The sequence below is a fragment of the Lautropia dentalis genome (assembly GCF_003892345.1).
In the GTDB taxonomy this organism is placed as follows: domain Bacteria; phylum Pseudomonadota; class Gammaproteobacteria; order Burkholderiales; family Burkholderiaceae_E; genus Lautropia; species Lautropia dentalis.
The window spans coordinates 1,819,811-1,841,848 of record NZ_RRUE01000001.1 but is presented as its reverse complement, the minus strand read 5'-3'; the positions used below and the strand labels follow the sequence as shown (position 1 = coordinate 1,841,848).

Here is a 22,038-nt window from a genome sequence, read left to right as displayed (position 1 = left end):
GCGCTGCAAGGGTGCCGCAGGGCGCTGGCAGGGCTTCCTGGGCGCGTGGACACGGAAAAATGGCCCGCCCTGCCTGGGCAGGACGGGCGCATGCCGTGAAGGAGCCCTATTGTATAGTGGCAGCAGTGGCACTGTGCCCGGGCATCACACGTCCTACGGGCGGACCGGAATGTACGAGGCTTCGCCACCGCGCTTGACCAGCAGCACCAGCGTGCGCTTGCGGTCGAGCTTGGTGACCAGCCCCTCGAACTGGGCGGCCGAGGAGATCGGCTGGCTGTTGAGCTGCAACAGCACGTCGCCTTCACGCAGGCCGGCGCGGGCCGCCGGGCCGTTCGGCTCCAGCCCGGTGACCACCACGCCATCACGCGGCTGGTCCTGGCTCTTGCGCTGTTCGGCGTTCAGGTCGGACGCCATGATGCCCAGCCAGTTGGCCCTGGCCGGGGCCTGCTGTTCGGGCTGCGGCCGTTTGGCATTGCCGGCCTGGTCGCTGGGCACTTCGCCGACGGTAACCTGCAGGGTACGTGCAGCGCCGGCACGCCAGACCTCGACGCTGGCCTTCGTGCCGGGGCGGGTATTGCCCACCAGCCGCGGCAGGTCGGACGAACGCTCGATGGTGCGGCCTTCGTAGCGCAGGATGATGTCGCCCGGCTGCAGACCGGCCTTCGCCGCCGGCCCCTTCGGATCGACGCTGCTGACCTGGGCGCCCGTGGGTTTGGACAGGCCCAGCGGCTCGGCGATGTCCTTGGTGACCTCGGTGATGGCCACCCCGATGCGGCCGCGCACCACGTGGCCGTTGGCCTTGAGCTGCTCGGTCACGCGCATCGCCTCGTCGATGGGAATGGCGAAGGAGATGCCCATGAAGCCGCCGGTGCGGCTGTAGATCTGGGAGTTGATGCCGATGGCCTGCCCGTCCATGTTGATCAGCGGACCACCGGAGTTGCCGGGATTGACCGCCACGTCGGTCTGGATGAACGGCAGGTAGTCGCCCGTCTCGCGCGCCTTGGCCGAGACGATGCCGGCGGTGACGGTGTTCTCCAGCCCGAAGGGCGAGCCGATGGCCAGCACCCATTCACCCACACGCAGCCTGTTCGGGTCGCCGATGGCGAGCACCGGCAGTTCGGCCGCGTCGATCTTGAGCAGGGCCACGTCGGTGTTCTTGTCCGAGCCGATCAGGCGGGCCTTGAACTCGCGCTTGTCGGTGAGTGTGACGTAGATGTCATCGGCGCCATCCACCACGTGGTGGTTGGTCATCACATAGCCATCGGCCGAGATGATGAATCCGGAACCGAGGCCCCGGGGAATCTCCTCACCCGACTGACCCGGCGGCAGCTGGCGCTGGCGTCCCTGCCCCTGGCCCTGACCGGGCAGCCCGGGCATGGCGCCGGGCGGCAGGAAGCGGCGGAAGAACTCGAAGAACGGATCATCCGGGTCGAGCAGTTCTGCCCCCCCGCCCTGCTGGGCCTGGCTGGCCGCACGTTCGGTGGTGCGGATGTTGACCACGGCGCCCCCGGTTTTCTCGACCAGGCCGGTGAAATCGGGCAGACCGCGTACGGCTTGGGCCTGCACCGGTGCTGGCTGCAGCAGGGTGGCGGACCCTACGAACAGGCTGGCCACGGCCAGGGCGGAAGCAGCCAGCGTGGTACGCAGCGGACGCTGGACGGGGGCGGTGAGCCGTGCACCGACGGACCGGCGGGAAGACTTGGAAATGCTCATCGATCGGGAAACCTCACAGAAGGACGGGTTCTGGACGCGAAACGCCGCGGGCGTGTGTGATAAACCTGTCCGAAAAATTCTTTAGCCTCTTCCACCCCGCCTGCGCCACACCAGCCAGCGCCGCACGGCGGCCGCATCGGCGGTGCCCAGACGGGGAAGCCACAGCAGGCAGCTGCCACGCTGCAGCGGCTGGTTCAACGCCTCAGCCGCCGCATGGGTTGACGAGGCGGGAGATGTGCCGGCCGCCACGTGCAGCAGCGGGCCGAGCCACAGGGTGCGCAGCTCGACGGCCGTGGCCCAGTCGCCATCCGGCTGCCAGCGTACGAGCAGCATGCCGTCGTCGAGAAACTGCAGTGCCTCTGGCTGCCGGTACTGGACGCGGGCCTGCGCACACAGGCTGGCCGGGTTGCAGGCCCCTGCACGGCGGCTGGCATTGAAGACACGGGGAAGCAGCCAGGACAGCCCGAGGAGCGCGGCAAACCCGGCAAAGCGCCAGGGATTGCCCGGTCCGGACAGCCACGTCAGGCCAATGGCCAGCACGACCAGCCCGATCACGAGCTGGTCGAAGCGCCGGCCGACGTCGGCGTGGCTGACCTGGATCTGCAGAGATTCGGACATGAGAGGCATCCCGGAAGCGGCCGGACCTGGCGTCCACAGGGAAGCGGCGCTCATCCGGAAGCGTTGCCCACAAGAAAGCGGCGCTCACCTGAAAGCAGCGTCCATGACGAAGCGGCGCTGACAGACAGCGGCGCCCACGGAAAACTGCCGCGCACCACCACCCGCCTGCCTGTGACAGGAAGGTGCCGGTTGCGCGGCAGCGGGCGCACGAGAGCGCTGGTCGCCGGGGCGCAGACGCCCCCCGGCGGGGCAGATACCGGCCAGAGCCGGCCACCCGGCCCGTCAGCGGTAACGGCGCAGCACCAGCGTTCCGTTGGTGCCACCGAAACCAAAGGAGTTCGACAGTGCGATGTCGATGTCCATCTCCCGCGCCTCGTTGGCGCAGTAATCGAGATCGCACGCCGGATCCTGGTTGTCGATGTTGATGGTGGGTGGCGAGACCTGATGGTAAACGGCCAGTGCACTGAACACCGCCTCGATTCCGCCCGCCGCGCCCAGCAGGTGGCCGGTCATGGACTTGGTGGAATTGACGACGACCTTTTTGGCCTGGTCACCGAAGGCCAGCTTGATGGCGCTGGTTTCGTTCAGGTCACCCAGCGGCGTGGACGTGCCATGCGCGTTGATGTACTGCACCTGATCGACGTTGATGCCGGCATCGCGCAGGGCATTCTGCATGCCCCGGGCGGGCCCCCGCAGGTCTGGCGCGGTGATGTGGTGTGCATCGGAACTCATGCCGAAACCGATCAGCTCGGCGTAGATCCGTGCACCCCGCTTCTTCGCGTGTTCCAGCTCTTCGAGCACCAGCACGCCTGCGCCTTCACCCAGCACGAAGCCATCGCGGTCGCGGTCCCACGGACGGCTGGCCGCCTGCGGGTCGTCGTTGCGCGTGGACAGTGCCTTCATGGAGGCGAACCCACCCACGCCCAGCGGGGACAGGTTGGATTCGGTGCCACCGGCCAGCATCATGTCTGCGTCACCATAGGCGATGAGCCGCCCGGCGTCGCCCACGCAATGCAGGCCCGTGGTGCAGGCGCTGACGATGGCATAGCTCGGCCCCTGCAGGCCCAGCATGATCGACAGCTGTCCAGCCACCAGGTTGATGATGGACCCCGGCACGAAGAACGGCGAGATGCGCCGTGCCCCCTTGGCGAGGTACTCCTTGTGCGTGGCTTCGATGAGGGGAAGACCACCGATGCCCGAACCCACGAAGGCGCCAAACCGCTCGGCGTTTGCTTCGGTGATTTCGAGGCCGCTGTCGCGGAAGGCCTGCAGGCCCGCCGCCACACCGTAGTGGATGAAGGTGTCGAAGTGCCGAAGCTCCTTCGGGTTCATCCAGTCGGCCGGGTTGAAGTCCTTCACCTCGCCGGCGATGCGCGACGAGAACGCCGATGCATCGAAGCGGGTGATGGGTCCGACCCCCGACTTGCCGGCCACCAGATTGGCCCATCCCGTCCCGACGTCGTTACCGACCGGCGAGATGAGGCCAAGGCCCGTAATGACGACGCGACGCTTGCTCATCAGCTCTTGGACTGCGCCGTGACGAAGTCGATGGCCTGTTGCACCGTGGTGATTTTCTCGGCTTCCTCGTCGGGGATTTCGGTACCGAATTCATCTTCCAGCGCCATGACCAGCTCGACGTTGTCCAGCGAATCGGCGCCCAGATCGTCCACGAAGGACGATGAGGTCTTGACCTCGGCTTCGTTCACGCCCAGCTGCTCGGCCACAATCTTCTTGACCCGCGCCTCGATATCCGACATTTCAATACTCTCCTGATGAGTGATGATGCCGGTACATGTTACCGGCTTTTTTGGGTTTCTCGATGCCCCCGGGTAAACCCGTGGGCTGCAAGGCTTCCGGGATGGAAGCCACCCGGTTACGTTGACGATACGGGATTGTATCGTCAAACCATGTACATGCCGCCATTGACCGGCAGCGTGACACCCGTGACATACGCGGCCGCCGGCGAGGCCAGATACAGCACTGCGGCCGCGATGTCGTCTGCCTGCCCCAGACAGCCACTGGGAATCTGCGCCTTGAGCGCCTCGACCTGCGCCTCGGGCAGCGCCCGGGTCAAGTCGGTCTCGATGAAGCCCGGCGCCACGCAGTTGACGGTGATGCCCCGGCTGGCCACTTCACGGGCCAGCGCACGCGACATGCCGGCCACACCGGCCTTGGCCGCCGCGTAGTTGGCCTGGCCCGGGTTGCCCATCTGCCCCACCACCGAGGTGATGCTGATGATGCGCCCTGCCCGGGCCTTCACCATGGGCTTGAGCGCCAGCCGCGCCAGCCGGAAGACCCCGGTGAGATTGGTGTCGATGACGGCCTCCCAGTCCTCGTCTTTCATCCGCATGGCGAGCGTGTCGCGGGTGATGCCGGCGTTGTTGACCAGGATGGACAGCCTGCCCTGTTCGGCCACGATGCGGTCGATGAGCGCAGCACAGGCCGCGGCATCGGTGACATTCAGGGCGACGCCCTGGTGATTGCCGCCCAGACGGTTGCGGATGGCTTCTGCACCGCTTTCGGACGTGGCGGTACCGATGACCAGGGCGCCTGCACGGGCCAGCGTATCGGCAATGGCCTGACCGATGCCACGGGAGGCGCCGGTGACCAGGGCCACCTGCCCTTCGAGGTTGCCTAACGGGGTCTGGACGGAGGGCGTGGATGCAGTCATGAGAACTTCGCCAGCGTGGATTGGAGGGAGGCGGCGTCGAAGACGTTGTCGAGCTGCGCCTGGGGTGCGATGCGCTTGATCAGGCCCGTGAGTACCTTGCCGGGACCGAACTCGACGAAGTGGTCGACCCCCTGGTCGGCCAGCTTCTGGATGAGTTCGACCCAGCGCACCGGATGCCAGGCCTGACGGACCAGGGCGTCGCGGATGCGGGCCGGATCGGTCTCGATGGCCACATCGACATTATTGATGAGGGGGATGGACGGTGCCTTCAGATCGACATCGGCCAGCGCGCGCTGCAGCACGTCACCGGCAGGCCTGAGCAGCACCGAATGGAACGGTGCGGAGACCGGCAGGGGCTTGGCACGGCGGGCGCCCCTGGCCTGGGCCGCCGCACAGGCACGTTCGACGGCACCGGCATGGCCCGCGATGACCACCTGCCCCGGCGCGTTGAAATTGACGGCCGCCACCTCTTCCAGGCGATCGGTGTCCGGCACGGGCCGGGCCTCGTCGCAGGCAGCCTGCACGTCGGCGTCGGACAGGCCCAGAATGGCGGCCATGCCACCGGTACCGACCGGCACGGCCTCCTGCATGGCCTGGGCACGCAGGCGCACCAGACGGATGGCCGTATCGATGTCGAGCGAACCGGCGGCAACCAGGGCGGTGTATTCGCCTAGGCTGTGACCGGCGACGAAGGCCGGCTCGGGGCCGCCTTCCGCACGCCAGGCAGCCAGGCAGGCCATGCCGGCCAGCAGCATGGCGGGCTGTGTCCAGGTAGTCAAGGCCAGTTCCTCGGCGGGGCTTTCGGCGATGACCTTCGACAGGGCCGGTTCGCCCAGTGCGGCGTCGGCACGACGGACGAGATCATCGACTTCGGGACGGCCGGTCAGCGAGGACAGCATGCCGACGGCCTGCGAGCCCTGGCCGGGAAAGACGAATGCAACGCTCATGGGTTGGTGCTCCGGACCTCTGGTTGATTCTGCTCGGGTTGTGTCCGTTGGGACGATGTTATCGGTTCGGTGTCCATGATGCCGCGACGGCATCACAGCCGGATCAGGTTCGAGGCCCAGGTGAAGCCGCCCCCCACGCCCTGCAGCATGATCAGCTGCCCGGGCCGCAGGCGACCTTCCTGCACGGCCTGCGCCAGCGCCAGCGGCACCGAGGCCGCTGACGTGTTGGCGTGTTCGCCCACGGTGGAGATCACCCGGTCGAGCGGCAGCCCCAGCCGTGAGGCCGTGGCCGACAGGATGCGGACATTGGCCTGGTGCGGCACCAGCCAGTCGAGGTCGTCGACCTTCAGGCCGGCGGCCTCGAGGGTTTCCTGGGCCAGCTCGGCCAGCAGCTTGACGGCCAGCTTGAAGACGGCCTGCCCGTCCATGCGCAGGAAGGGATGGCCGGTGACGGCACCACAGCGCACGCTGCCCGGCGTGGACAGGATGCCGGACTGCCGGCCATCGGCATGCAGACGGGACACCAGCACGCCCGGGGTGTCGGCAGCGGACAGCACGATGGCGCCGGCGCCGTCGCCAAACAGCACGCAGGTGGAACGGTCGTTCCAGTCGAGAATGCGCGAGAAGACCTCGGCACCGATGACGAGCGCCCGTTGGGCCACACCGGCCCGGATCAGGGCATCGGCATTGGCCACCGCATAGGCAAAACCGCTGCACACCGCCTGCACGTCGAAGGCGCCGCCCTGGTGGACGCCCAGTTCGGACTGGATCAGGCAGGCGGTGCTGGGAAAGATCTGGTCGGCGGTGGAGGTGGCACAGACGATCAGGTCGATGTCGTCAGGGCCGACGCCCGCACTCTTCATGGCCTCCCGGGCCGCACGAACCCCCAGCGACGTGGTGGTGTCGTCGGGGCCGGCCAGCCAGCGCTGGCGAATGCCGGTACGGGTGACGATCCACTCGTCGGAGGTTTCGATGCCGCGGGTGGCCAGGTCGGCCACGAGATCGTCGTTGGTGACCCGGCGTGCCGGCAGTGCGGCGCCGACGCCGATCAGACGCGAGAACCGGGCGCCGCCCGGAACGGGAGCGGATGCCGGCAGAAAGGGGGCGGGAGCAGCTGAATCGGTGTTGGACATGGCGTTGCCGGATCCGTAAAGAAGTCTGTGAATGCCGGGTCAGGCGGTGGAACCTTCGGCCGCAGCACCCGCAGCCGGAGGCGGCGCAGCGGCAGCGGCCGCCGCCATGGCACCCTCGATGCGCCGGAGCAGGCCATTGCGTGCGGCATCGTAGGCACGGCGCAGGGCCGCCTCGAAAGCCAGCACGTCGGCCGAGCCATGGCTCTTGAGCACGATGCCGCGCAGGCCGATGAGGCACGCACCGTTGTAGCGGCGGTGATCGACCCGCTGGCGGAAACGCTTCAGGGCCGGCATGGCACAGAGCGCGCCAAGTCTGGTCAGCCAGTTGCGGGACAGCTCCTGACGCAGGAAGCTGCCGATCATCTGCGCCACGCCTTCGGACGTCTTGAGCGCCACGTTGCCGACGAAGCCGTCACAGACGACCACGTCGCTCTTGCCACCGTACACGTCGTTGCCTTCGACGTTGCCCACGAAATTGAGGGGGGTTTCGCGGATGAGGCGCGCGGCCTCCTTGACCACGTCGTTGCCCTTGATCAGCTCTTCACCGATGTTGAGCAGGCCCACCGTGGGACGCTCCTTGCCATCGAGCACGGATGCCAGCGCACTGCCCATGACGGCAAACTGCAGCAGGTGTGCGGGCTCGCAATCGACGTTGGCGCCCAGGTCGAGCATGGTGGTGAAACCGCCATTCTGGGTGGGCAGCTGCGTGGCGATGGCCGGCCGGTCGATGCCGGGCAGCATCTTGAGCACGAAGCGCGAGATGGCCATCAGGGCACCGGTGTTGCCGGCACTGACACAGGCATCGGCCTCACCGGCCTTGACCTGCTCGATGGCGATGCGCATGGAGGAGTCGCGACGGTTGCGCAGCGCCTGGACCGGGTTGTCATCCATGCGGATGACCTCGCTGGCAGGCACGACACGAATGCGTGCCGACAGTGCCGGGGCGGGACCGCCCTGCACGCGCGACAGCTGCTGCTGCAGCGCGGCCTCGACCTCGTCGGGGCGACCGACCAGCAGCAGGTGGGCATCCGGGTGGGACTGCAGGAATGACAGGGCGGCAGGTACCGTCACGGTCAGACCATGGTCCCCTCCCATGGCATCGATGGCCAGGCGAACGCTCATGGCGCGATGAAACAAGAGGGTTCAGGGACGTGAACCGCCATCATGCCCGGGCATGACGGAGCGGCCACGAACAGCTGCCGGAATCACTCGTCAGACTTGGTCTTGACGATTTTCTTGCCACGGTAGTAACCGTTGGGGCTGATGTGGTGACGCAGGTGCACCTCGCCCGTGGTGGGCTCGACCGCAACCGGCGGATTTTCGAGGTGATCGTGCGAACGGTGCATGCCGCGCTTGGACGGCGTTTTCTTGTTTTGCTGAACGGCCATTGAAATATCTCTCCTGCCCTACGGCGGGCAAACGATGATTATAACGAATCCGTGAAAGATTGAACAAGTGGACGGAACCAACCCCATGGGACGCGCTTCTCATGGATGCCGGCTGCTAGTTGAGGGTGGCAGGACTGGGGCAGACCTCGTGCGCCACCGCCATGGGCAGCATCAGCATGGCCTCCTCTTCGATCAGGGCAGCCAGATCGAGCCGGGGCGTGGCGGCGATCACGTCCACATCGGCACCGGCCTCGGGGTCTTCCAGATCGGCCTGGCGCTCGGTGGCAGCGAGCCGGAAACGCCGGGAGATCGAGAGTTCGTCCACTGCCAGCGGACCCAGGCAGCGCCCGCAGGCCAGCACCGGGGCAAACTGCAGCGACAGCACCAGAAACTGGCGTACCCGGTCGAGTTCGTCCCGCGCGTTCTCGCCGCGGAGCTGCCAGTGCACGACCATGGCACCGTCGAGCACGCCGCTGGCCAGCAGACGCGGCATGCGCGAGGCCAGCGTGACACCTGCCAGCCGTTCGCCGGCCCGTGCAAAGCGCACCGGATCGATGTCGGGCGCCAGGCCTTCGGGCAGCGGGTCACCGGTGAAGGCTGCCTCCTGGCTGCCTGCCGGGGATGGCACGGCACGACTGGAATTCATGGCTTGTACGATCCTGCACGGTCATTCGGTGAAGAACAAGGTCGTATCATAACAGCCCATGAAACTGATTCTGGCCTCTGCCTCCCCCTGGCGACGTGAACTGCTGTCACGGCTCGAAATTCCCTTTGCCTGCGTCAACGCCGACGTGGACGAAAGCCCGCAGCCGGGCGAGTCGCCACGCGCCCTCGCCCGGCGTCTGGCGGCCCTGAAGGCCGACACCGTGCTGGCCCGGCACCCGGACGCCCTCGTCATCGGCTCGGACCAGGTGGGCACGCTCGACGGCCACACGCCCGTGGGCAAACCCGGTACCCTGGAGCGCGCCGTCGCCCAGCTGCAGGCGGCCTCCGGGCGTTCGATGCACTTTCACACGGCGCTGGCGCTGCGCGCTGCCGGACAACCCGCCATCGATGACTGCGTCGATGTGCAGGTAAGGTTTCGTACGCTCACGGCGGCAGAGATCCGCGCCTATCTGGCCCGCGATCCGGACGCCCTGCACTGCGCCGGGTCGGCCCGCTGCGAGGGGCTGGGCATCAGTCTGCTGGAGGCCATCCATTCCGACGACCCCTCGGCGCTGATCGGCCTGCCCCTGATCCGGCTGGCCGGCCATCTGCGCACGCTCGGGTTCGATCTGCTGGGCTGAATGCTTCGCACGCCATCGCTTCCACCGCCACCTTGCCCCACATGACCGCACCCCGCAGACCTGCCTCCGGAGCCAGCGCTCCCGTGTACGGCGCGCCGCATGGGCATGACCATGCAAACCCCCGCAGCCGTGAGCATGCCCATGCACAAGCCCATGCACATGATCACGCCCATGACCGCGCCCGGGACCATACTGCTCACGGTCCAGCCAACCAGCGCGCCCAGAACCATGACCATGACACCGCCACCCCCCGTCGCGCCGGCAACGGACCGGGGCGCCTGCTGCTGATCCCCACACCCCTGCAGCAGCCGGAGGAATCCGGCACCTGGCTGCTGGAGGCGGACCGAGCCCGGGTGGCAGCACTGGCGCATTTCTATGTGGAAACCCCCAAGACCGCGCGACGCTGGCTGGGGGTGCTGGGCCTGGAGCGCCCCATGCAGGAGCTTTCGCTGCACGTGCTGCCGGACCGTGCCGGCAAGGGCAAGCAGGCCGCGCCCGAAGCGCGTGATCCGGCACAGTGGCTGGTGCCGCTGCTGGCCGGTGAGGATGCAGGGCTGCTCTCGGATGCCGGATGCCCGGGGGTGGCCGATCCGGGCGGGCAGCTCGTGGCGGCCGCCCATGCGCAGGGCATCGAGGTGATTCCGCTGGTGGGGCCTTCCTCGCTGCTGCTGGGGCTGATGGCCAGCGGGCTCAATGGGCAGCGTTTTGCCTTTCAGGGCTATCTGCCCAGCCAGCCCGAGGAGCGCGGCCGCGCCATCGTGCAGCTGGCGCAGCGCTCGCGCAGCCAGCGCGAGACGCAGCTGCTGATTGAGACGCCCTACCGAAACCAGGCGATGGCCGAGGCGCTGATCACCCACCTGCCGGGGGATGCGCGGCTCTGCATCGCCACCGACCTGACGGGGCCTGCCCAGTCGGTCCGCACCCTGCCCGTGAGCCAATGGCGGAAAAAACTGCCTGAACTGCCCCCGAAGCGGCCGGCGGTCTTTCTTTTTCTGGCCTGACGGCTGTCAGCACCAGCAGCAGGCAACGGATATCCCCCCTTCACGTGAGGCGGGCCAAAAGCGTGAAGCAGGCTGCTCAAATACATACCTGCGCAATTCAGTGCCCAACAGCATCAGGCGGCTGCTCTGGTGAAGAGGGCCACATGCCTGCACCCTCCCCATCCAGCCCTCGTACAGCGCTGTCGTTCCCAGCCCGAAAACAAAAACGGGCAGGCCGGTTTGATGCGTGTACGGGGCACAGCCCCCGACTCACGCGGCGCCCGGGCCGGTCCGGCCCGGGCTGCTTCATGCGCGTTCATGCGCATTCATGTGCGGAGCACATGTCGGCCCCGACCGGTGCAGATCACTCCACGCGAAGTGTCTGCTGGGCCGCAAAGCGCGATTCCAGCTGCTGCCAGGCACCGCCCATGGCCTCCGCCCCGATCTGGCGGAAGAACTTCTGCAGCGGCGAGTAGTCGCTGTAATCGATCACGGCTTCGGTGTTGAGCACGTCACGCGCCACCGAATCCACCGAGCCCAGCCCATCGGCCAGCCCGAGGGCGATGCTGCGCTCACCCGTCCAGACCAGACCACTGAACATGTCGGGCGACTCCTTCAGGCGCTGGCCACGACCTTCCTTGACGACCGTGATGAACTGGCGGTGCAACTCATCCAGCATGGACTGCAGGTGCGCCTTCTGCTCGGGCGTGAACGGAGCGGTGGGATCGAGAAGGGCCTTGTTCTTGCCGGCCGTCAGGGTGCGGCGCTCGATGCCCAGCTTCTTCATGGCTTCCTCCACCCCGTACACCCCGTTTCTGCCGAGGATCACACCGATGGAACCCACGGTGCTCGCCTTGTTCACGTAGATGTTGTCGGCGGCCGAGGCCACGTAGTAGGCCGCCGATGCGCCCATCTCCTCGATGACGGCATGCAACGGCTTGTCCGGATGCTTGCGGCGCAGGCGACGGATCTCGTCGACGATGTCACCGGCCTGCACGGAGCTTCCACCCGGACTGTCGATGCGCAGGATCACGCCCACCACGCGCTTGTCATCGAAGGCGCGGCGCAGGGCGCGGTTGACGCGCTCGGCCGAGACAGCTTCTTCATTACCAGTGCCACTCGCGAGAACCCCCTCGATGCTGATGCTGGCCACGAAGTGAGCCGGCCCGGCATCTTCTCCGCCCTGCTGCCCCGCACCCACCTGCGTACAGCGCTGAACGGAAAAGCCCACCAGGGCAAAGAAGACCAGCCAGAGGAATATCCGCCAGCGGCGTTTGGCACGCTTCTCCTTCAGGGTCTCGCGTGCCAGTTCTTCCACGAATCCACGACCCCATTCGGCCGTCCCCAGGGTGGTTCTGTCGTTCTGTTCAGCCATTCATAGACTCCAATGCTGTTCGCCGCTGGAAAGTGATGCTGTCTGACATGCCGGTCGTGCAGCCGCATACTGGCCCGCCGGACGCTTCCGGATACGCCCGCCCGCACAACCACCTGGTGCCTGTCGGGCGCGATAACCCGGGTGGCCAGTGAGCGGCCCCGACCCCGAAGCAGTCAGGATGCCCACCCGCTGTGGCAAATGTCAAACACCCTTACAAATGCCATCTTCCGGGTTATTGCGCTGCATTATTCCAGACTGCGGGCAGGGTTTTCACCTTTGCAGCATCCAGACGACAGTGCGCCCAAAAAATGCAGGATGAAGGAACCGCCGGCTCAGTGCACATCGGGATGATGGACACCCAGCAGTGCAGCCAGCTCGGGTACGGATCCGGCCAGGGCGGTGGGGCGGGAGCGCTGCAACAGGGCCGGCGAGCCGGTGTCGTAGTAGACGCCGATGCTGTCGCATCCGAAGGCTTCGGCCATGTCGATGTCGAAGATCGAATCACCCACCATGACCATCTGGGCAGGAGGCACATCGAGTTCATCGGCCAGGCTGCGCAGCATCCAGGGGTCGGGCTTGGACACGCCCTCTTCGGCGCACCGGGTGGCCTCGATGAAGCGGCCCAGTCCCGTGGACTGCAGCGCCCGCTCCAGCCCGGCGCACGATTTGCCGGTGGCCACCGCCAGCCGGCGTCCGGCCGCCGCAAGCGCCTGCAGCAGGGCCTCGATGCCCTCGAACGGGATGTCGGTACGCTGCCGGCAGCCGAAGTAGTGCCGGCGGTAGGCATCGAGAAACTCTGCATGCCGCACGGCCGGAAAATCCGGCACGATGCGCTGCAGGATTTCGCTCATGCCAAGCCCAACCAGCGGACGGATGGCATCGGCTTCGGGCGGGGTCAGGCCCAGGCTTTCGGCAGACTTCCGGATGGCCTGTACCACCTGCGCGACGGAATCGGCAATGGTGCCGTCCCAGTCGAACACGACCACCTGATGCCGCGTGAAATCCCGCTCTGCTGCCGCACCTGCCATACCCTCCCTCCTGTCATCTGATGCGTGTGTGTTTGCAACGTGACGGCATTGTTGCATGGATACCGCACATCATCGGCCGCCTGTGTTGATGGGGAGAAACACCGGCATGAATGAATGTTCTACGGTGGAACAACTTTTCCAGCTCATGAAACACATCAGAAAAGTCGTGCAAACGAGAATATCAAGTTAAAGTGACAGATCAACTTTTACGCGTAACCTGCGAAAACGCAGACTGGCCACCCACCGACTCATCCACACCGAAGCGTGCGAGCAGCGCCTCGAATGCTGCCGGCATCGGCGCCTCCAGCACCAGCATGTCGTCCTTTTTCGGGTGCTTCATGGTCAGACGAAAAGCGTGCAAAAACATGCGGTTGAAGTGCATATCATCAAGCACTTTGTTTAAAGTGAAATCTCCATATTTCTCGTCCCCCAGAATGGGATGCCCTGCATGCGCCAGATGCACGCGGATCTGGTGGGTGCGGCCGGTGAGCAGCTCGCATTCGAGCAACGCGCCATGGGGCGGCAGGCCGGGCGTTCCGCCAAAGTCCAGGCTCTGCAGGCGCGAGAACCGGGTGGCGGCACTCTGCCCCTGGGCATCCACCCGCACCCGGCGCTCCCCCGCCGGCGTCAGGTAACGCAGCAGCGGAAACTGCACCAGCACCGGACGTGGCCGCCCCCAGTAGCCCTTGACGATGGCCAGATAGCGCTTCTTCACCTCACCGGCTGCAAACATGCGGTGCAGGGCCAGCAGCGCGGAGCGGCGCTTGGCAATCACCAGCAGGCCGGAAGTGTCGCGATCCAGCCGGTGGGCCAGTTCCAGAAACTGGCCGGGCGGGCGGCTGGCGCGCAGCCGCTCGATCAGGCCGGCGGCAATGCCGCTGCCCCCGTGCACGGCCAGCCCGTCGGATTTGTCCACCACCAGCAGGTGCTCGTCCTCGAACACGATGCGGATGTGGCGGTCGTCCAGCTTCGGGCCGCCCCGTGCCGGCCCCTGGCGCTGCGCGGTTTCGGGCACGGCGGCCAGCGGTGGCACCCGTACCCGCTCACCGGCGGCAACGCGCTGCTCCGCCCGGCACCGGCGGCCGTCGACGCGCACCTCGCCGGTGCGGATCATCCGGTAGATGCGGGTCTTGGGCACACCGCGCAGCATGGCCAGCAGGTAATTGTCCAGGCGCTGCCCTTCGTGGCCGCCATCGACGGTGAACCACTGGATCGGCGTTGTTGTTTGTGCGGTGGGTCGTTTTGTGTCGGCGTCTTTCATCCGGCTATAATCCCGGGCGGTTGTCAGTATTGCAGGCAAGGTGCCGTACTTTCGGCCAGATCCCTGAAAAATCGCTGTTTTCGGGCCCTGAAAAGCAGCCGAAGCGCAGCGATGGAACCCGGCCGCGAAAACGGAGCTGCAGTTCTCGCAGCGGCCCTTCGCGGCGGCGAACCGGAGGTCTGGCTCATGCGAAACATCTGGCCTGTCGGCCCCGCGCAGTCCGCAGTGTATAGGAACGCGTCGATACGCCCCGGCCATCCGTTCGGACGGCAACCATTGGATTCAAAAACGCGGCGCCGAAAGGTTCGGCGCGCGAGCACCATTCGATGCGACGAGCCGCCCAGTGCCCGTCGGAACCCCGTATCAACCGAACCAAGGCTTCTCACCTCACCCGGCCCGATGATCACGACACCAGCCGCCGCCCGCAGCCAGCCTGCCGGCCCAGCCGGACGCCAGACCCCGCGGTCTGTGCCCCGTCGTGCCCTCACGCGCCCGTGGCTGCGTGCGCGCCTGTCACCACGGCCACCGTGCCGTGACGGTTCCGATGCAGCCGGCCCATGCGCCCGGCTCGCGGGTCGATCCATGCTCGCTGGTCCTACACGCCACGCCCACGTGTGCATGGAGTCATGGCATGAAACGCATGCTGTTCAACGCAACCCATTCGGAAGAACTGCGGGTTGCCATCGTCGATGGTCAGCGACTGATCGACATTGACATCGAGTCCGCTGGACGCGAGAGTCGCAAGAGCAATATCTACAAGGGCGTCGTCACCCGTGTCGAGCCCTCGCTGGAAGCCTGCTTCGTCAACTATGGCGAAGACCGTCACGGTTTCCTGCCCTTCAAGGAAATTTCCCGCGCCTATTTCCGTCAGGATGCCGAAGGCGGCAAGCCGCTGCGCATCCAGGACGTGATCAGTGAGGGCCAGGAGCTGATCGTCCAGGTCGAGAAGGAAGAACGCGGCAACAAGGGCGCCGCGCTGACCACGATGATCTCCCTGGCCGGCCGCTATGTGGTGCTGATGCCCAACAACCCGCGCGGCGGTGGCGTGTCGCGCCGCATCGAGGGCGAGGACCGCCAGGAACTGCGCGAGGCCATGGACCGGCTGCAGGTGCCGTCGGGCATGAGCCTGATCGCCCGCACCGCCGGCATCGGCCGCTCGGTCGAAGAGCTGCAGTGGGACCTGAACTACCTGCTGCAGCTGTGGCAGGCCATCGAATCGGCCGCGAAATCGGCGCCGGGCGCCTTCCTGATCTACCAGGAATCCAGCCTCGTCATCCGCGCCATCCGCGACTACTTCACGGCCGACATCGGCGAGGTGCTGATCGACACCGAGGACATCCACCAGCAGGCCACGCAGTTCATGAGCTACGTGATGCCCGACTACGTGGCCCGCGTCAAGCACTACCGCGATGCCACGCCGCTCTTTTCGCGCTTCCAGATCGAACACCAGATCGAGACCGCCTACTCGCGCGTCGTGCCGCTGCCCTCGGGCGGCGCCGTGGTGATCGACCACACCGAGGCGCTGGTGGCCATCGACGTGAACTCGGCCCGGGCCACGCGCGGCTCCGACATCGAGGAAACCGCCTTCCGCACCAACATGGAAGCAGCCGAGGAAGTGGCCCGCCAGATGCGCCTGCGCGACCTGGGTGGCCTGATCGTCATCGACTTCATCGACATGGAGAGTAGCCGCAACCAGCGTGAGGTCGAGCAGTGCCTGAAGGAAGCGCTGAGTCTGGATCGCGCCCGCGTGCAGACCGGCAAGATCTCGCGCTTCGGCCTGATGGAACTCTCGCGCCAGCGGCTGCGTCCGGCCCTGAACGAAGGCACGCACATCACCTGCCCGCGCTGCAATGGCACCGGCGTGATCCGCGACATCGAATCGTCGGCCCTGCACGTGCTGCGTGTGCTGCAGGAAGAGGCCATGAAGGAAAACACCGCCGCCGTGCACGTCCAGGTGCCGGTGGAGGTGGCCACCTACCTGCTCAACGAGAAACGCACCGAGATCGCCACGCTGGAAGCCCGGCTGAAGGTCGAGATCGTGCTCATTCCCAACAAGTCCATCGAGACCCCGCTCTACAGCCTGGAGCGCCTCAAGCACGACGACGAGCGCCTGCTCAGCTATCGCGCCAGCTACACGATGGCCGAGGCCAACGACGAGGAAAGCACCTACCTCGCCAACAAGTTCCGCCAGCCGGCCAACCGTCAGGAGGCAGTGGTCAAGAGCATCACCCGCGAGCAGCCGCCCGCACCGGCGCCCAGCCCGCGTCCAGCGGCCACCCCGGCACCGGCTGCCCCTGCACACGGTGGCCTGATCGACCGCATCCTCGGCCTGTTCGGCTGGGGCGGCGCCACCCTCGACACCCCGCCCGAGGCCCCGCAGTCGCCTGCCACGCCCCAGGGCCGTACCCGCCGGCAGGGCGGCACCGGAAATGGCCGGAACGAGCGCAGCGAACGTGGAGAACGCGGCCGTCGCAGCGAGCGCGGTGAACGTGCAGAGCGCGCCGAACGTGGCGACCGCGCCGAACGTTCGGATCGCAGCGACCGCAATGACCGTACCGACCGCAATGAGCGCAGCGAGCGCGGCGACCGTGCGGAAACGGGTGGCCGCAACGGCCGCCGTTCGGAGCGGGCCGACCGCAGCGAACGCAACGCCGAACGCACCGAGGCCGCCGAGGGTAACCGCCGCGGCTCCCGCGGGGAACGTGGTGAGCGCAGCGACCGCAATGAGCGTGGTGACCGCAGTGAACGTGGCGACCGCAGTGAGCGCAATGAACGCGGTGAACGGGGCAATGCCCGCCCGCGGGACGAGGCGCGCGATACCGGCCGCGACGCGCGGGACGGACGCGACGAGCGCGACCCCCAGGACACGGCGGACACCGGTCGCGAGGCCCGTGAACCCCGTGAAGGCCACCGGGAGCGTGCATCGCGCAACGACCGCCAGGACTCCGGACGCAACGCCCGCAGCGAGCGCACCGACACGGCAGACGCAGCAGACACCGCAGCACCGGCCGAACGCCCGGCACGTGGCGAGCGTCGTGCCGAGCGCGAGGAACGCAGCACCCGTGGTACCCGCGCCGACGCAGCGCCCACCGCGGAAGGTGCAGCCTCCGAGGCAGCGCCGGTCGAAGGCCAGGGCCGCACGCGGGGAGAACGGGGTCGCCGTCGCCGCAATGCCGAGGCGGCAGACGCCACCGCCCCGTCCGCGGTAGGCACCGACGCCGGTGCCCTGTCGGCCCCCCCGGCGGAAGGCACAGATACCGCCCAACCCGCCGGCGAACGTTCGCGCGCCCGTCACGCTGATGAAGACCAGGCTGCCATGAACGGGGCCGAAGCACCGGTCGCGGCATCCCGCGCCGCCCAGCCGGCTGCCGTCACGGCCGATGTCGCCCCCGACGCCGACACGGCCGATGCATCGGCCAGCGGTGAAGGCGAGCGCCGTCGTCGCCGTCGCAACAGCCGCCGCGACCGCAACGAGACCGAGGTATCCGAGGGCAGCGAGGCCGCACCGGCCGATGCAGGTGCCGGCACGACGCCACCGGCCGCCGGGGCAGCACCGGCCACGGAAGGCCGTGGACGCGAGCCGCGCGAACGCCGTGCTCCCCGGCAGGCGCCGGCCCAGGAAGCAGCGGTCGCACCGGAACAGGCCACCGCAGAGCGGGCCACGGCAGAGCAGACCGCAGCGGATCAGCCTGCACCGGCCCCCCGGCAGCCCCGGCACACCGCCCAGCCCGTTCCGGCCCAGGCGCTGGAAGAAGTGGTACAGTCGGCAGGACTGGAATGGGTGCAGACCACCTCGGCCCCGCAGGCCGAACCGGTCAGCCCGCCGCCCAGTGCGCCGCGCCCGCGCCGTACCCGCAAGCCCCGGCCCCAGGTGGCGGCCGAGCCGCTGCAGCAGGTAGAAACGCAGGCCGACAAACCGGCTGGCGAGCAGTAAGGCATCCGCCCGGTATTACCGTCTGCCCGGGAAGGTTCCGGACCTTTCCGGGCAAGCCCGGGCAGGGCGCCCGCCAGTCGTACCGCGCCCGGCCGTCCGGACATGCACCGGCAGCGGATCCGGCAATCACCCGGCAGGTAGCGGATGGGGCACCACCGGTTCCCGTCCGTTTCCAGCAGAACTGGCCCTTGTTCCCCATGGCAGAACGCGTCATCCCCATCCACGACCAGCGTATCCGGGCGGTCGTACCCATGCAGCCGGCCCGTATCGCCAGCAGCATCCCGCTGCTCCTGCGTGCCGGCGAGGCCGTCACCGACGCCCGCGGCCGGCCGCTGCACGACCTGCGCATCTCGGTCACCGACCGCTGCAATTTCCGGTGTTCGTACTGCATGCCGCGCGAGGTCTTCGGCAAGGACCACGAGTTTCTCTCGCATGGCTCCCTGCTGAGCTTCGAGGAGATCACCCGCATCGCCCGGCTGTTCGTCGAACTGGGGGTACGCAAGATCCGCCTGACCGGCGGAGAACCCCTGCTGCGGCGCGACCTCGAAACCCTGATCGCCCAGCTGAGCTGTCTGCGCCGGCCCGATGGCCTGCCGGTGGAGATCACGCTCACCACCAACGGCTCGCTGCTGGCCAAAAAGGCCCAGTCGCTGCGCGAGGCCGGCCTGCACCGCCTGACCGTCAGCCTCGACGCCATGGACGATGCGCTGTTTCGCTCGCTCAACGATGCGAACTTCCCGGTTGCCCGCGTTCTGGCCGGCATCCAGGCAGCCGCCGATGCCGGCTTCACCGGCACCAAGATCAACATGGTGGTGCGCCGTGGCCTCAACGACCACGAGATCCTGCCGATGGTCGAACATTTCCGCGGCAGTGGCCACATCCTGCGCTTCATCGAGTACATGGACGTGGGCACCAGCAACGGCTGGCGCATGGAGGAAGTGCTGCCCAGCCGCGACATCATTGCCCGCATCCACGCCGTCCACCCGCTGGAGCCGGTCAGCCCCAGCCACCGTGGCGAGGTGGCCCGGCGCTGGCGCTTCCGCGACGGTGCTGGCGAGATCGGCGTCATCTCCTCGGTCACCCAGCCCTTCTGTGGCGACTGTACCCGCCTGCGCCTGACCACCGAAGGGCAGCTCTACACCTGTCTGTTCGGCAGCCAGGGACACGACCTGCGCGGACTGCTGCGCCAGCAGCTGCCCGACGACAGCATCCGCAGCGCCATGGTGAACCTCTGGCAGGGCCGCGACGACCGCTATTCCGAACTGCGCGGCAGACAGCCGGCCAGTACCGGACCACGCGCCGGGCGTCGCGTGGAAATGAGCTACATCGGTGGTTGAAGTCACCGGACTGGTCCTGGCCGGTGGCGCCGCCCGGCGCCTGCAGGCCGCCCACCCCGGCGCCGACAAGGGCCTGCTGCCCCTGGCGGGCCGCCCGCTGGCTGCCTGGCTGATCGACAATCTCGCCCCCCAGACCAGCAGCCTGCTCATCAGCGCCAACCGCCATCTGGATACCTACCGGCAGCTGGGATATCCCGTGCTGGCAGACCATTTCCCGGACCTGCCCGGCCCGCTGGCCGGCATTCACGCTGCGCTGCAGGTCTGTCCCACCGAGTGGCTGGCCGTGGCGGCCTGTGACACCCCCTTCCTGCCACCCGACTGGGTGGCCCGGCTGCTGGCAGACACGGTACCGGCTGCTGCCATCCCCGCCCCATCGCAACACGGCAGCCCTGTCGTGACAGCGGCCTCCGGCTTTCAGGCCCGCGATCCTGCATGCGCCACCGCGCCCCGTACCGGGCATCCCGCATCGCCAGCAAAGCCATCCCGTATCGCACCAGTCGTCTACGCCAGCGACCCGGAACAGCCCCATCCGCTCGTGGCCGTTCTGCATCGCCGCGTGCTGCCATCACTGGAAGCCTTCCTGCAGGGCGGCAACCACCGCGTGCGCCAGTGGTATGGCGGACAGGGCGCCCATACCGTGCGGTTCGACGAACCCAACGCCTTCATGAACCTGAACACCCCGGAAGACTGGCAGCAGGCCGAAGCCCGTCTGGCACGTGGTCGCGCCTGGCATGCCTCTGTTCATCCCCCGTACTGACCCCGGCAGTCTGCCCGGCCATTCCGACGGCCCCCCTCACAGGAGAGTCTCCCCATGACCGACGCCTCCCTGCATCCCACCCCATTGCGCCCCCTGGACACCCTGTTCGACGGCGAATCTGCGCCGAACCCCGAAGCCCTGTCCATGGCGCAGGCATGCGAACACCTGATCCGCTGGGTGCCCGCCCCCGTCCGGCATGAATCCGTCCTGCTGCCGGCCGCTCACCGCCGGATACTGGCCACCGACCTGATCGCCCCCCTGGACCTGCCCCCGTACGACTGCGCCGCCATGGACGGTTATGCCGTACGCGCTGCGGACCTGTCCCCCGATGCGCCCACGGAGCTGTCCGTGGCCGGCCGCACCCTGGCAGGCGATGCGCCGGCCACCCTGCCCGCCGGCCACGCCCAGCGCATCATGACCGGTGCACCCATGCCCGCGGGTGCCGACACCGTCATCATGCAGGAGCGCGTGCAGGTCATCGAAACCGGCGAACCGGCACAGGCAAGGATCATCATCCCGCCGGGCCAGCATGCTGGCCAGAATATCCGTCGTCGCGGTGAAGACCTGCAGCAGGGTGCCATTGCCCTGCCCGCCGGCAGTGCACTCTCGGCCATCGCACTGGGAGTAGCAGCCTCGCTGGGTCACACCACCGTCGACGTATTCCGTCCGCTGCGCGTGGGCGTCTTCTCCACGGGCAACGAACTGGTGCAGCCCGGCCAGACGCTGGCCCCGGGCCAGATCCACGACAGCAACCGGCCCACCCTGCTGGCCCTGGTGGCCGAACAGGGCTGGCAACCGGTCGATCTGGGCAGCCTGCCCGACGATCCCGCCCGGCTGGGCGACGCGCTGCAGCGGGCTGCCCCCCAGGTGGATGTGCTGCTCACCACCGGAGGCGCCGCCGGCGGTGATGCCGACCTGCTGCAGCCCGTCCTGTCGGCCACCCCGAACAGTGAAGCCATGGCCTGGAAGCTGCGCCTGCGCCCCGGCCGGCCGCTGGTGGTGGGCCGCGTCGGCCAGACCCCGCTGTTCGGCCTGCCGGGCAACCCGGTGGCCGCCACGCTGAGCTTCCTGTTCGTAATCCGGAGTGCCTTGCAGAAAATGGCGGGGCTCAGACCTCAGCCCCTGCCCCGGATTCGCGCCCGGGCCGGGTGCGCCCTGCGCAAGCGTCCCGGCCGGCTGGAACTCATGCGGGTACGGCTTTGCTACCATCCGGAAGAACAGCTCTCCCTGGCCGCGGCAGCACCATCGTCCAGCATGGGCAAGGCCCTCACCGGCACCGCAGAAACCGGCAGCCAGCCGGCACGGGCTGCTGCAGGAGACCTGCCCATCGCCCATCCCACCGGCAGCCAGAGTTCCGCCCTGCTGCGTTCGCTGTTCGAGGCCGATGGCATTGCCATCCTGCCCGAGGAGCAGGGGTCGCTGGCGGAGGGCGACCTGCTCGACGTGGTGCCGCTGCGCGGGCTGACGGGAAGCTGACTTCTCGACCGTTGCCGGCAGGCTTCCCTGCTACCCCTGGAATGTGTCATGGACCTGCCTGTTCCTGCGCAGGCCCCGGTCCACACACCCATTCCAGGCCTCATTTCACGGACACTTCCGCCCGACCTGCACCG

Annotated in this window: 19 protein-coding genes; 6 read left to right on the top strand and 13 right to left on the bottom strand. The window is 67.7% G+C overall.

Going from position 1 to position 22,038, the window contains the following annotated elements:
* Positions 1 to 153 precede the first annotated feature (153 nt).
* The 10 genes from EHV23_RS07150 to EHV23_RS07105 all read right to left on the bottom strand — a co-directional run bounded on the left by EHV23_RS07150 (position 154) and on the right by EHV23_RS07105 (position 9,116).
* Positions 154 to 1,713, bottom strand: coding sequence for a DegQ family serine endoprotease (locus EHV23_RS07150; protein WP_125095320.1), 1,560 nt, complete (start codon positions 1,711 to 1,713; stop codon positions 154 to 156).
* An 81-nt stretch (positions 1,714 to 1,794) separates the two neighbouring features.
* Entirely contained in the window at positions 1,795 to 2,331 is a 537-nt protein-coding gene (locus EHV23_RS07145; protein WP_125095319.1) for a hypothetical protein, read from the bottom strand.
* 282 nt (positions 2,332 to 2,613) lie between these two features.
* Positions 2,614 to 3,849, bottom strand: a complete 1,236-nt coding sequence (fabF, locus tag EHV23_RS07140; protein ID WP_125095318.1) for a beta-ketoacyl-ACP synthase II — start codon at positions 3,847 to 3,849, stop codon at positions 2,614 to 2,616.
* Positions 3,849 to 4,088, bottom strand: coding sequence for an acyl carrier protein (gene acpP / locus EHV23_RS07135; protein ID WP_125095317.1), 240 nt, complete (start codon positions 4,086 to 4,088; stop codon positions 3,849 to 3,851). The genes fabF and acpP overlap by 1 nt, the downstream gene beginning before the upstream one ends.
* A gap of 143 nt (positions 4,089 to 4,231) precedes the next feature.
* The gene (fabG, locus tag EHV23_RS07130; RefSeq protein WP_125095316.1) at positions 4,232 to 5,002 is read right to left on the bottom strand and encodes a 3-oxoacyl-ACP reductase FabG; all 771 of its coding nucleotides are present in this window, start codon (positions 5,000 to 5,002) and stop codon (positions 4,232 to 4,234) included.
* Positions 4,999 to 5,949, bottom strand: a complete 951-nt coding sequence (gene fabD / locus EHV23_RS07125; RefSeq protein ID WP_125095315.1) for an ACP S-malonyltransferase — start codon at positions 5,947 to 5,949, stop codon at positions 4,999 to 5,001. Before fabD ends, fabG begins: the two co-directional genes overlap by 4 nt.
* 92 nt (positions 5,950 to 6,041) lie before the next feature.
* On the bottom strand, positions 6,042 to 7,082 hold the full coding sequence (locus tag EHV23_RS07120) for a beta-ketoacyl-ACP synthase III (protein ID WP_125095314.1): 1,041 nt from the start codon (positions 7,080 to 7,082) through the stop codon (positions 6,042 to 6,044).
* A 39-nt stretch (positions 7,083 to 7,121) separates the two neighbouring features.
* On the bottom strand, positions 7,122 to 8,204 hold the full coding sequence (plsX, locus tag EHV23_RS07115) for a phosphate acyltransferase PlsX (protein ID WP_125095313.1): 1,083 nt from the start codon (positions 8,202 to 8,204) through the stop codon (positions 7,122 to 7,124).
* Between the two features lie 83 nt (positions 8,205 to 8,287).
* A complete protein-coding gene (gene rpmF, locus EHV23_RS07110; protein WP_125095312.1) occupies positions 8,288 to 8,470 on the bottom strand; it encodes a 50S ribosomal protein L32 in 183 nt (60 codons plus the stop codon).
* 115 nt (positions 8,471 to 8,585) lie between these two features.
* On the bottom strand, positions 8,586 to 9,116 hold the full coding sequence (locus EHV23_RS07105; protein ID WP_125095311.1) for a YceD family protein: 531 nt from the start codon (positions 9,114 to 9,116) through the stop codon (positions 8,586 to 8,588).
* Positions 9,117 to 9,174: 58 nt separating this feature from the next.
* On the opposite strand from EHV23_RS07105, the gene EHV23_RS07100 reads away from it, so the two are divergent.
* Together EHV23_RS07100 and EHV23_RS07095 are read left to right on the top strand one after the other, a co-directional pair.
* Positions 9,175 to 9,756, top strand: a complete 582-nt coding sequence (locus EHV23_RS07100) for a Maf family protein (RefSeq protein WP_125095310.1) — start codon at positions 9,175 to 9,177, stop codon at positions 9,754 to 9,756.
* Between the two features lie 41 nt (positions 9,757 to 9,797).
* Positions 9,798 to 10,757 (top strand): SAM-dependent methyltransferase, encoded by a 960-nt coding sequence (locus EHV23_RS07095; protein WP_203228898.1) that lies wholly within the window; start codon positions 9,798 to 9,800, stop codon positions 10,755 to 10,757.
* Between the two features lie 343 nt (positions 10,758 to 11,100).
* Here the strand turns inward: EHV23_RS07095 and EHV23_RS07090 are convergent, their stop codons facing one another.
* The 3 genes from EHV23_RS07090 to EHV23_RS07080 all read right to left on the bottom strand — a co-directional run bounded on the left by EHV23_RS07090 (position 11,101) and on the right by EHV23_RS07080 (position 14,400).
* Positions 11,101 to 12,111, bottom strand: coding sequence for a S49 family peptidase (locus EHV23_RS07090; RefSeq protein ID WP_125095309.1), 1,011 nt, complete (start codon positions 12,109 to 12,111; stop codon positions 11,101 to 11,103).
* A gap of 332 nt (positions 12,112 to 12,443) precedes the next feature.
* Complete coding sequence (locus tag EHV23_RS07085; protein WP_158615872.1) at positions 12,444 to 13,139, bottom strand: HAD family hydrolase; 696 nt, start codon at positions 13,137 to 13,139, stop codon at positions 12,444 to 12,446.
* A 199-nt stretch (positions 13,140 to 13,338) separates the two neighbouring features.
* Complete coding sequence (locus EHV23_RS07080; RefSeq protein WP_125095307.1) at positions 13,339 to 14,400, bottom strand: RluA family pseudouridine synthase; 1,062 nt, start codon at positions 14,398 to 14,400, stop codon at positions 13,339 to 13,341.
* A 631-nt stretch (positions 14,401 to 15,031) separates the two neighbouring features.
* Here EHV23_RS07080 and EHV23_RS07075 point away from each other — a divergent pair.
* The 4 genes from EHV23_RS07075 (at position 15,032) to EHV23_RS07060 (ending at position 21,904) form a co-directional block, all read left to right on the top strand.
* The gene (locus EHV23_RS07075) at positions 15,032 to 18,334 is read left to right on the top strand and encodes an Rne/Rng family ribonuclease (RefSeq protein WP_125095306.1); all 3,303 of its coding nucleotides are present in this window, start codon (positions 15,032 to 15,034) and stop codon (positions 18,332 to 18,334) included.
* 197 nt (positions 18,335 to 18,531) lie between these two features.
* Positions 18,532 to 19,671 (top strand): GTP 3',8-cyclase MoaA, encoded by a 1,140-nt coding sequence (gene moaA, locus EHV23_RS07070; protein ID WP_125095305.1) that lies wholly within the window; start codon positions 18,532 to 18,534, stop codon positions 19,669 to 19,671.
* On the top strand, positions 19,664 to 20,428 hold the full coding sequence (mobA, locus tag EHV23_RS07065) for a molybdenum cofactor guanylyltransferase (RefSeq protein WP_125095304.1): 765 nt from the start codon (positions 19,664 to 19,666) through the stop codon (positions 20,426 to 20,428). Before moaA ends, mobA begins: the two co-directional genes overlap by 8 nt.
* Positions 20,429 to 20,482: 54 nt before the next feature.
* A complete protein-coding gene (locus EHV23_RS07060; RefSeq protein ID WP_125095303.1) occupies positions 20,483 to 21,904 on the top strand; it encodes a molybdopterin molybdotransferase MoeA in 1,422 nt (473 codons plus the stop codon).
* Positions 21,905 to 22,038 lie beyond the last annotated feature (134 nt).

Coding starts and splice junctions, on each gene's coding strand:
- fabF (WP_125095318.1), bottom strand. CDS start 3,849: ATGAGCAAGCGTCGCGTCGTCATTACGGGCCTTGGCCTCATCTCGCCG.
- EHV23_RS07080 (WP_125095307.1), bottom strand. CDS start 14,400: ATGAAAGACGCCGACACAAAACGACCCACCGCACAAACAACAACGCCG.
- moaA (WP_125095305.1), top strand. CDS start 18,532: ATGGCAGAACGCGTCATCCCCATCCACGACCAGCGTATCCGGGCGGTC.
- EHV23_RS07095 (WP_203228898.1), top strand. CDS start 9,798: ATGACCGCACCCCGCAGACCTGCCTCCGGAGCCAGCGCTCCCGTGTAC.
- EHV23_RS07075 (WP_125095306.1), top strand. CDS start 15,032: ATGAAACGCATGCTGTTCAACGCAACCCATTCGGAAGAACTGCGGGTT.
- EHV23_RS07100 (WP_125095310.1), top strand. CDS start 9,175: ATGAAACTGATTCTGGCCTCTGCCTCCCCCTGGCGACGTGAACTGCTG.
- fabG (WP_125095316.1), bottom strand. CDS start 5,002: ATGACTGCATCCACGCCCTCCGTCCAGACCCCGTTAGGCAACCTCGAA.
- EHV23_RS07085 (WP_158615872.1), bottom strand. CDS start 13,139: ATGGCAGGTGCGGCAGCAGAGCGGGATTTCACGCGGCATCAGGTGGTC.
- EHV23_RS07120 (WP_125095314.1), bottom strand. CDS start 7,082: ATGTCCAACACCGATTCAGCTGCTCCCGCCCCCTTTCTGCCGGCATCC.
- rpmF (WP_125095312.1), bottom strand. CDS start 8,470: ATGGCCGTTCAGCAAAACAAGAAAACGCCGTCCAAGCGCGGCATGCAC.
- EHV23_RS07145 (WP_125095319.1), bottom strand. CDS start 2,331: ATGTCCGAATCTCTGCAGATCCAGGTCAGCCACGCCGACGTCGGCCGG.
- EHV23_RS07105 (WP_125095311.1), bottom strand. CDS start 9,116: ATGAATTCCAGTCGTGCCGTGCCATCCCCGGCAGGCAGCCAGGAGGCA.
- plsX (WP_125095313.1), bottom strand. CDS start 8,204: ATGAGCGTTCGCCTGGCCATCGATGCCATGGGAGGGGACCATGGTCTG.
- acpP (WP_125095317.1), bottom strand. CDS start 4,088: ATGTCGGATATCGAGGCGCGGGTCAAGAAGATTGTGGCCGAGCAGCTG.
- EHV23_RS07090 (WP_125095309.1), bottom strand. CDS start 12,111: ATGGCTGAACAGAACGACAGAACCACCCTGGGGACGGCCGAATGGGGT.
- EHV23_RS07150 (WP_125095320.1), bottom strand. CDS start 1,713: ATGAGCATTTCCAAGTCTTCCCGCCGGTCCGTCGGTGCACGGCTCACC.
- EHV23_RS07060 (WP_125095303.1), top strand. CDS start 20,483: ATGACCGACGCCTCCCTGCATCCCACCCCATTGCGCCCCCTGGACACC.
- fabD (WP_125095315.1), bottom strand. CDS start 5,949: ATGAGCGTTGCATTCGTCTTTCCCGGCCAGGGCTCGCAGGCCGTCGGC.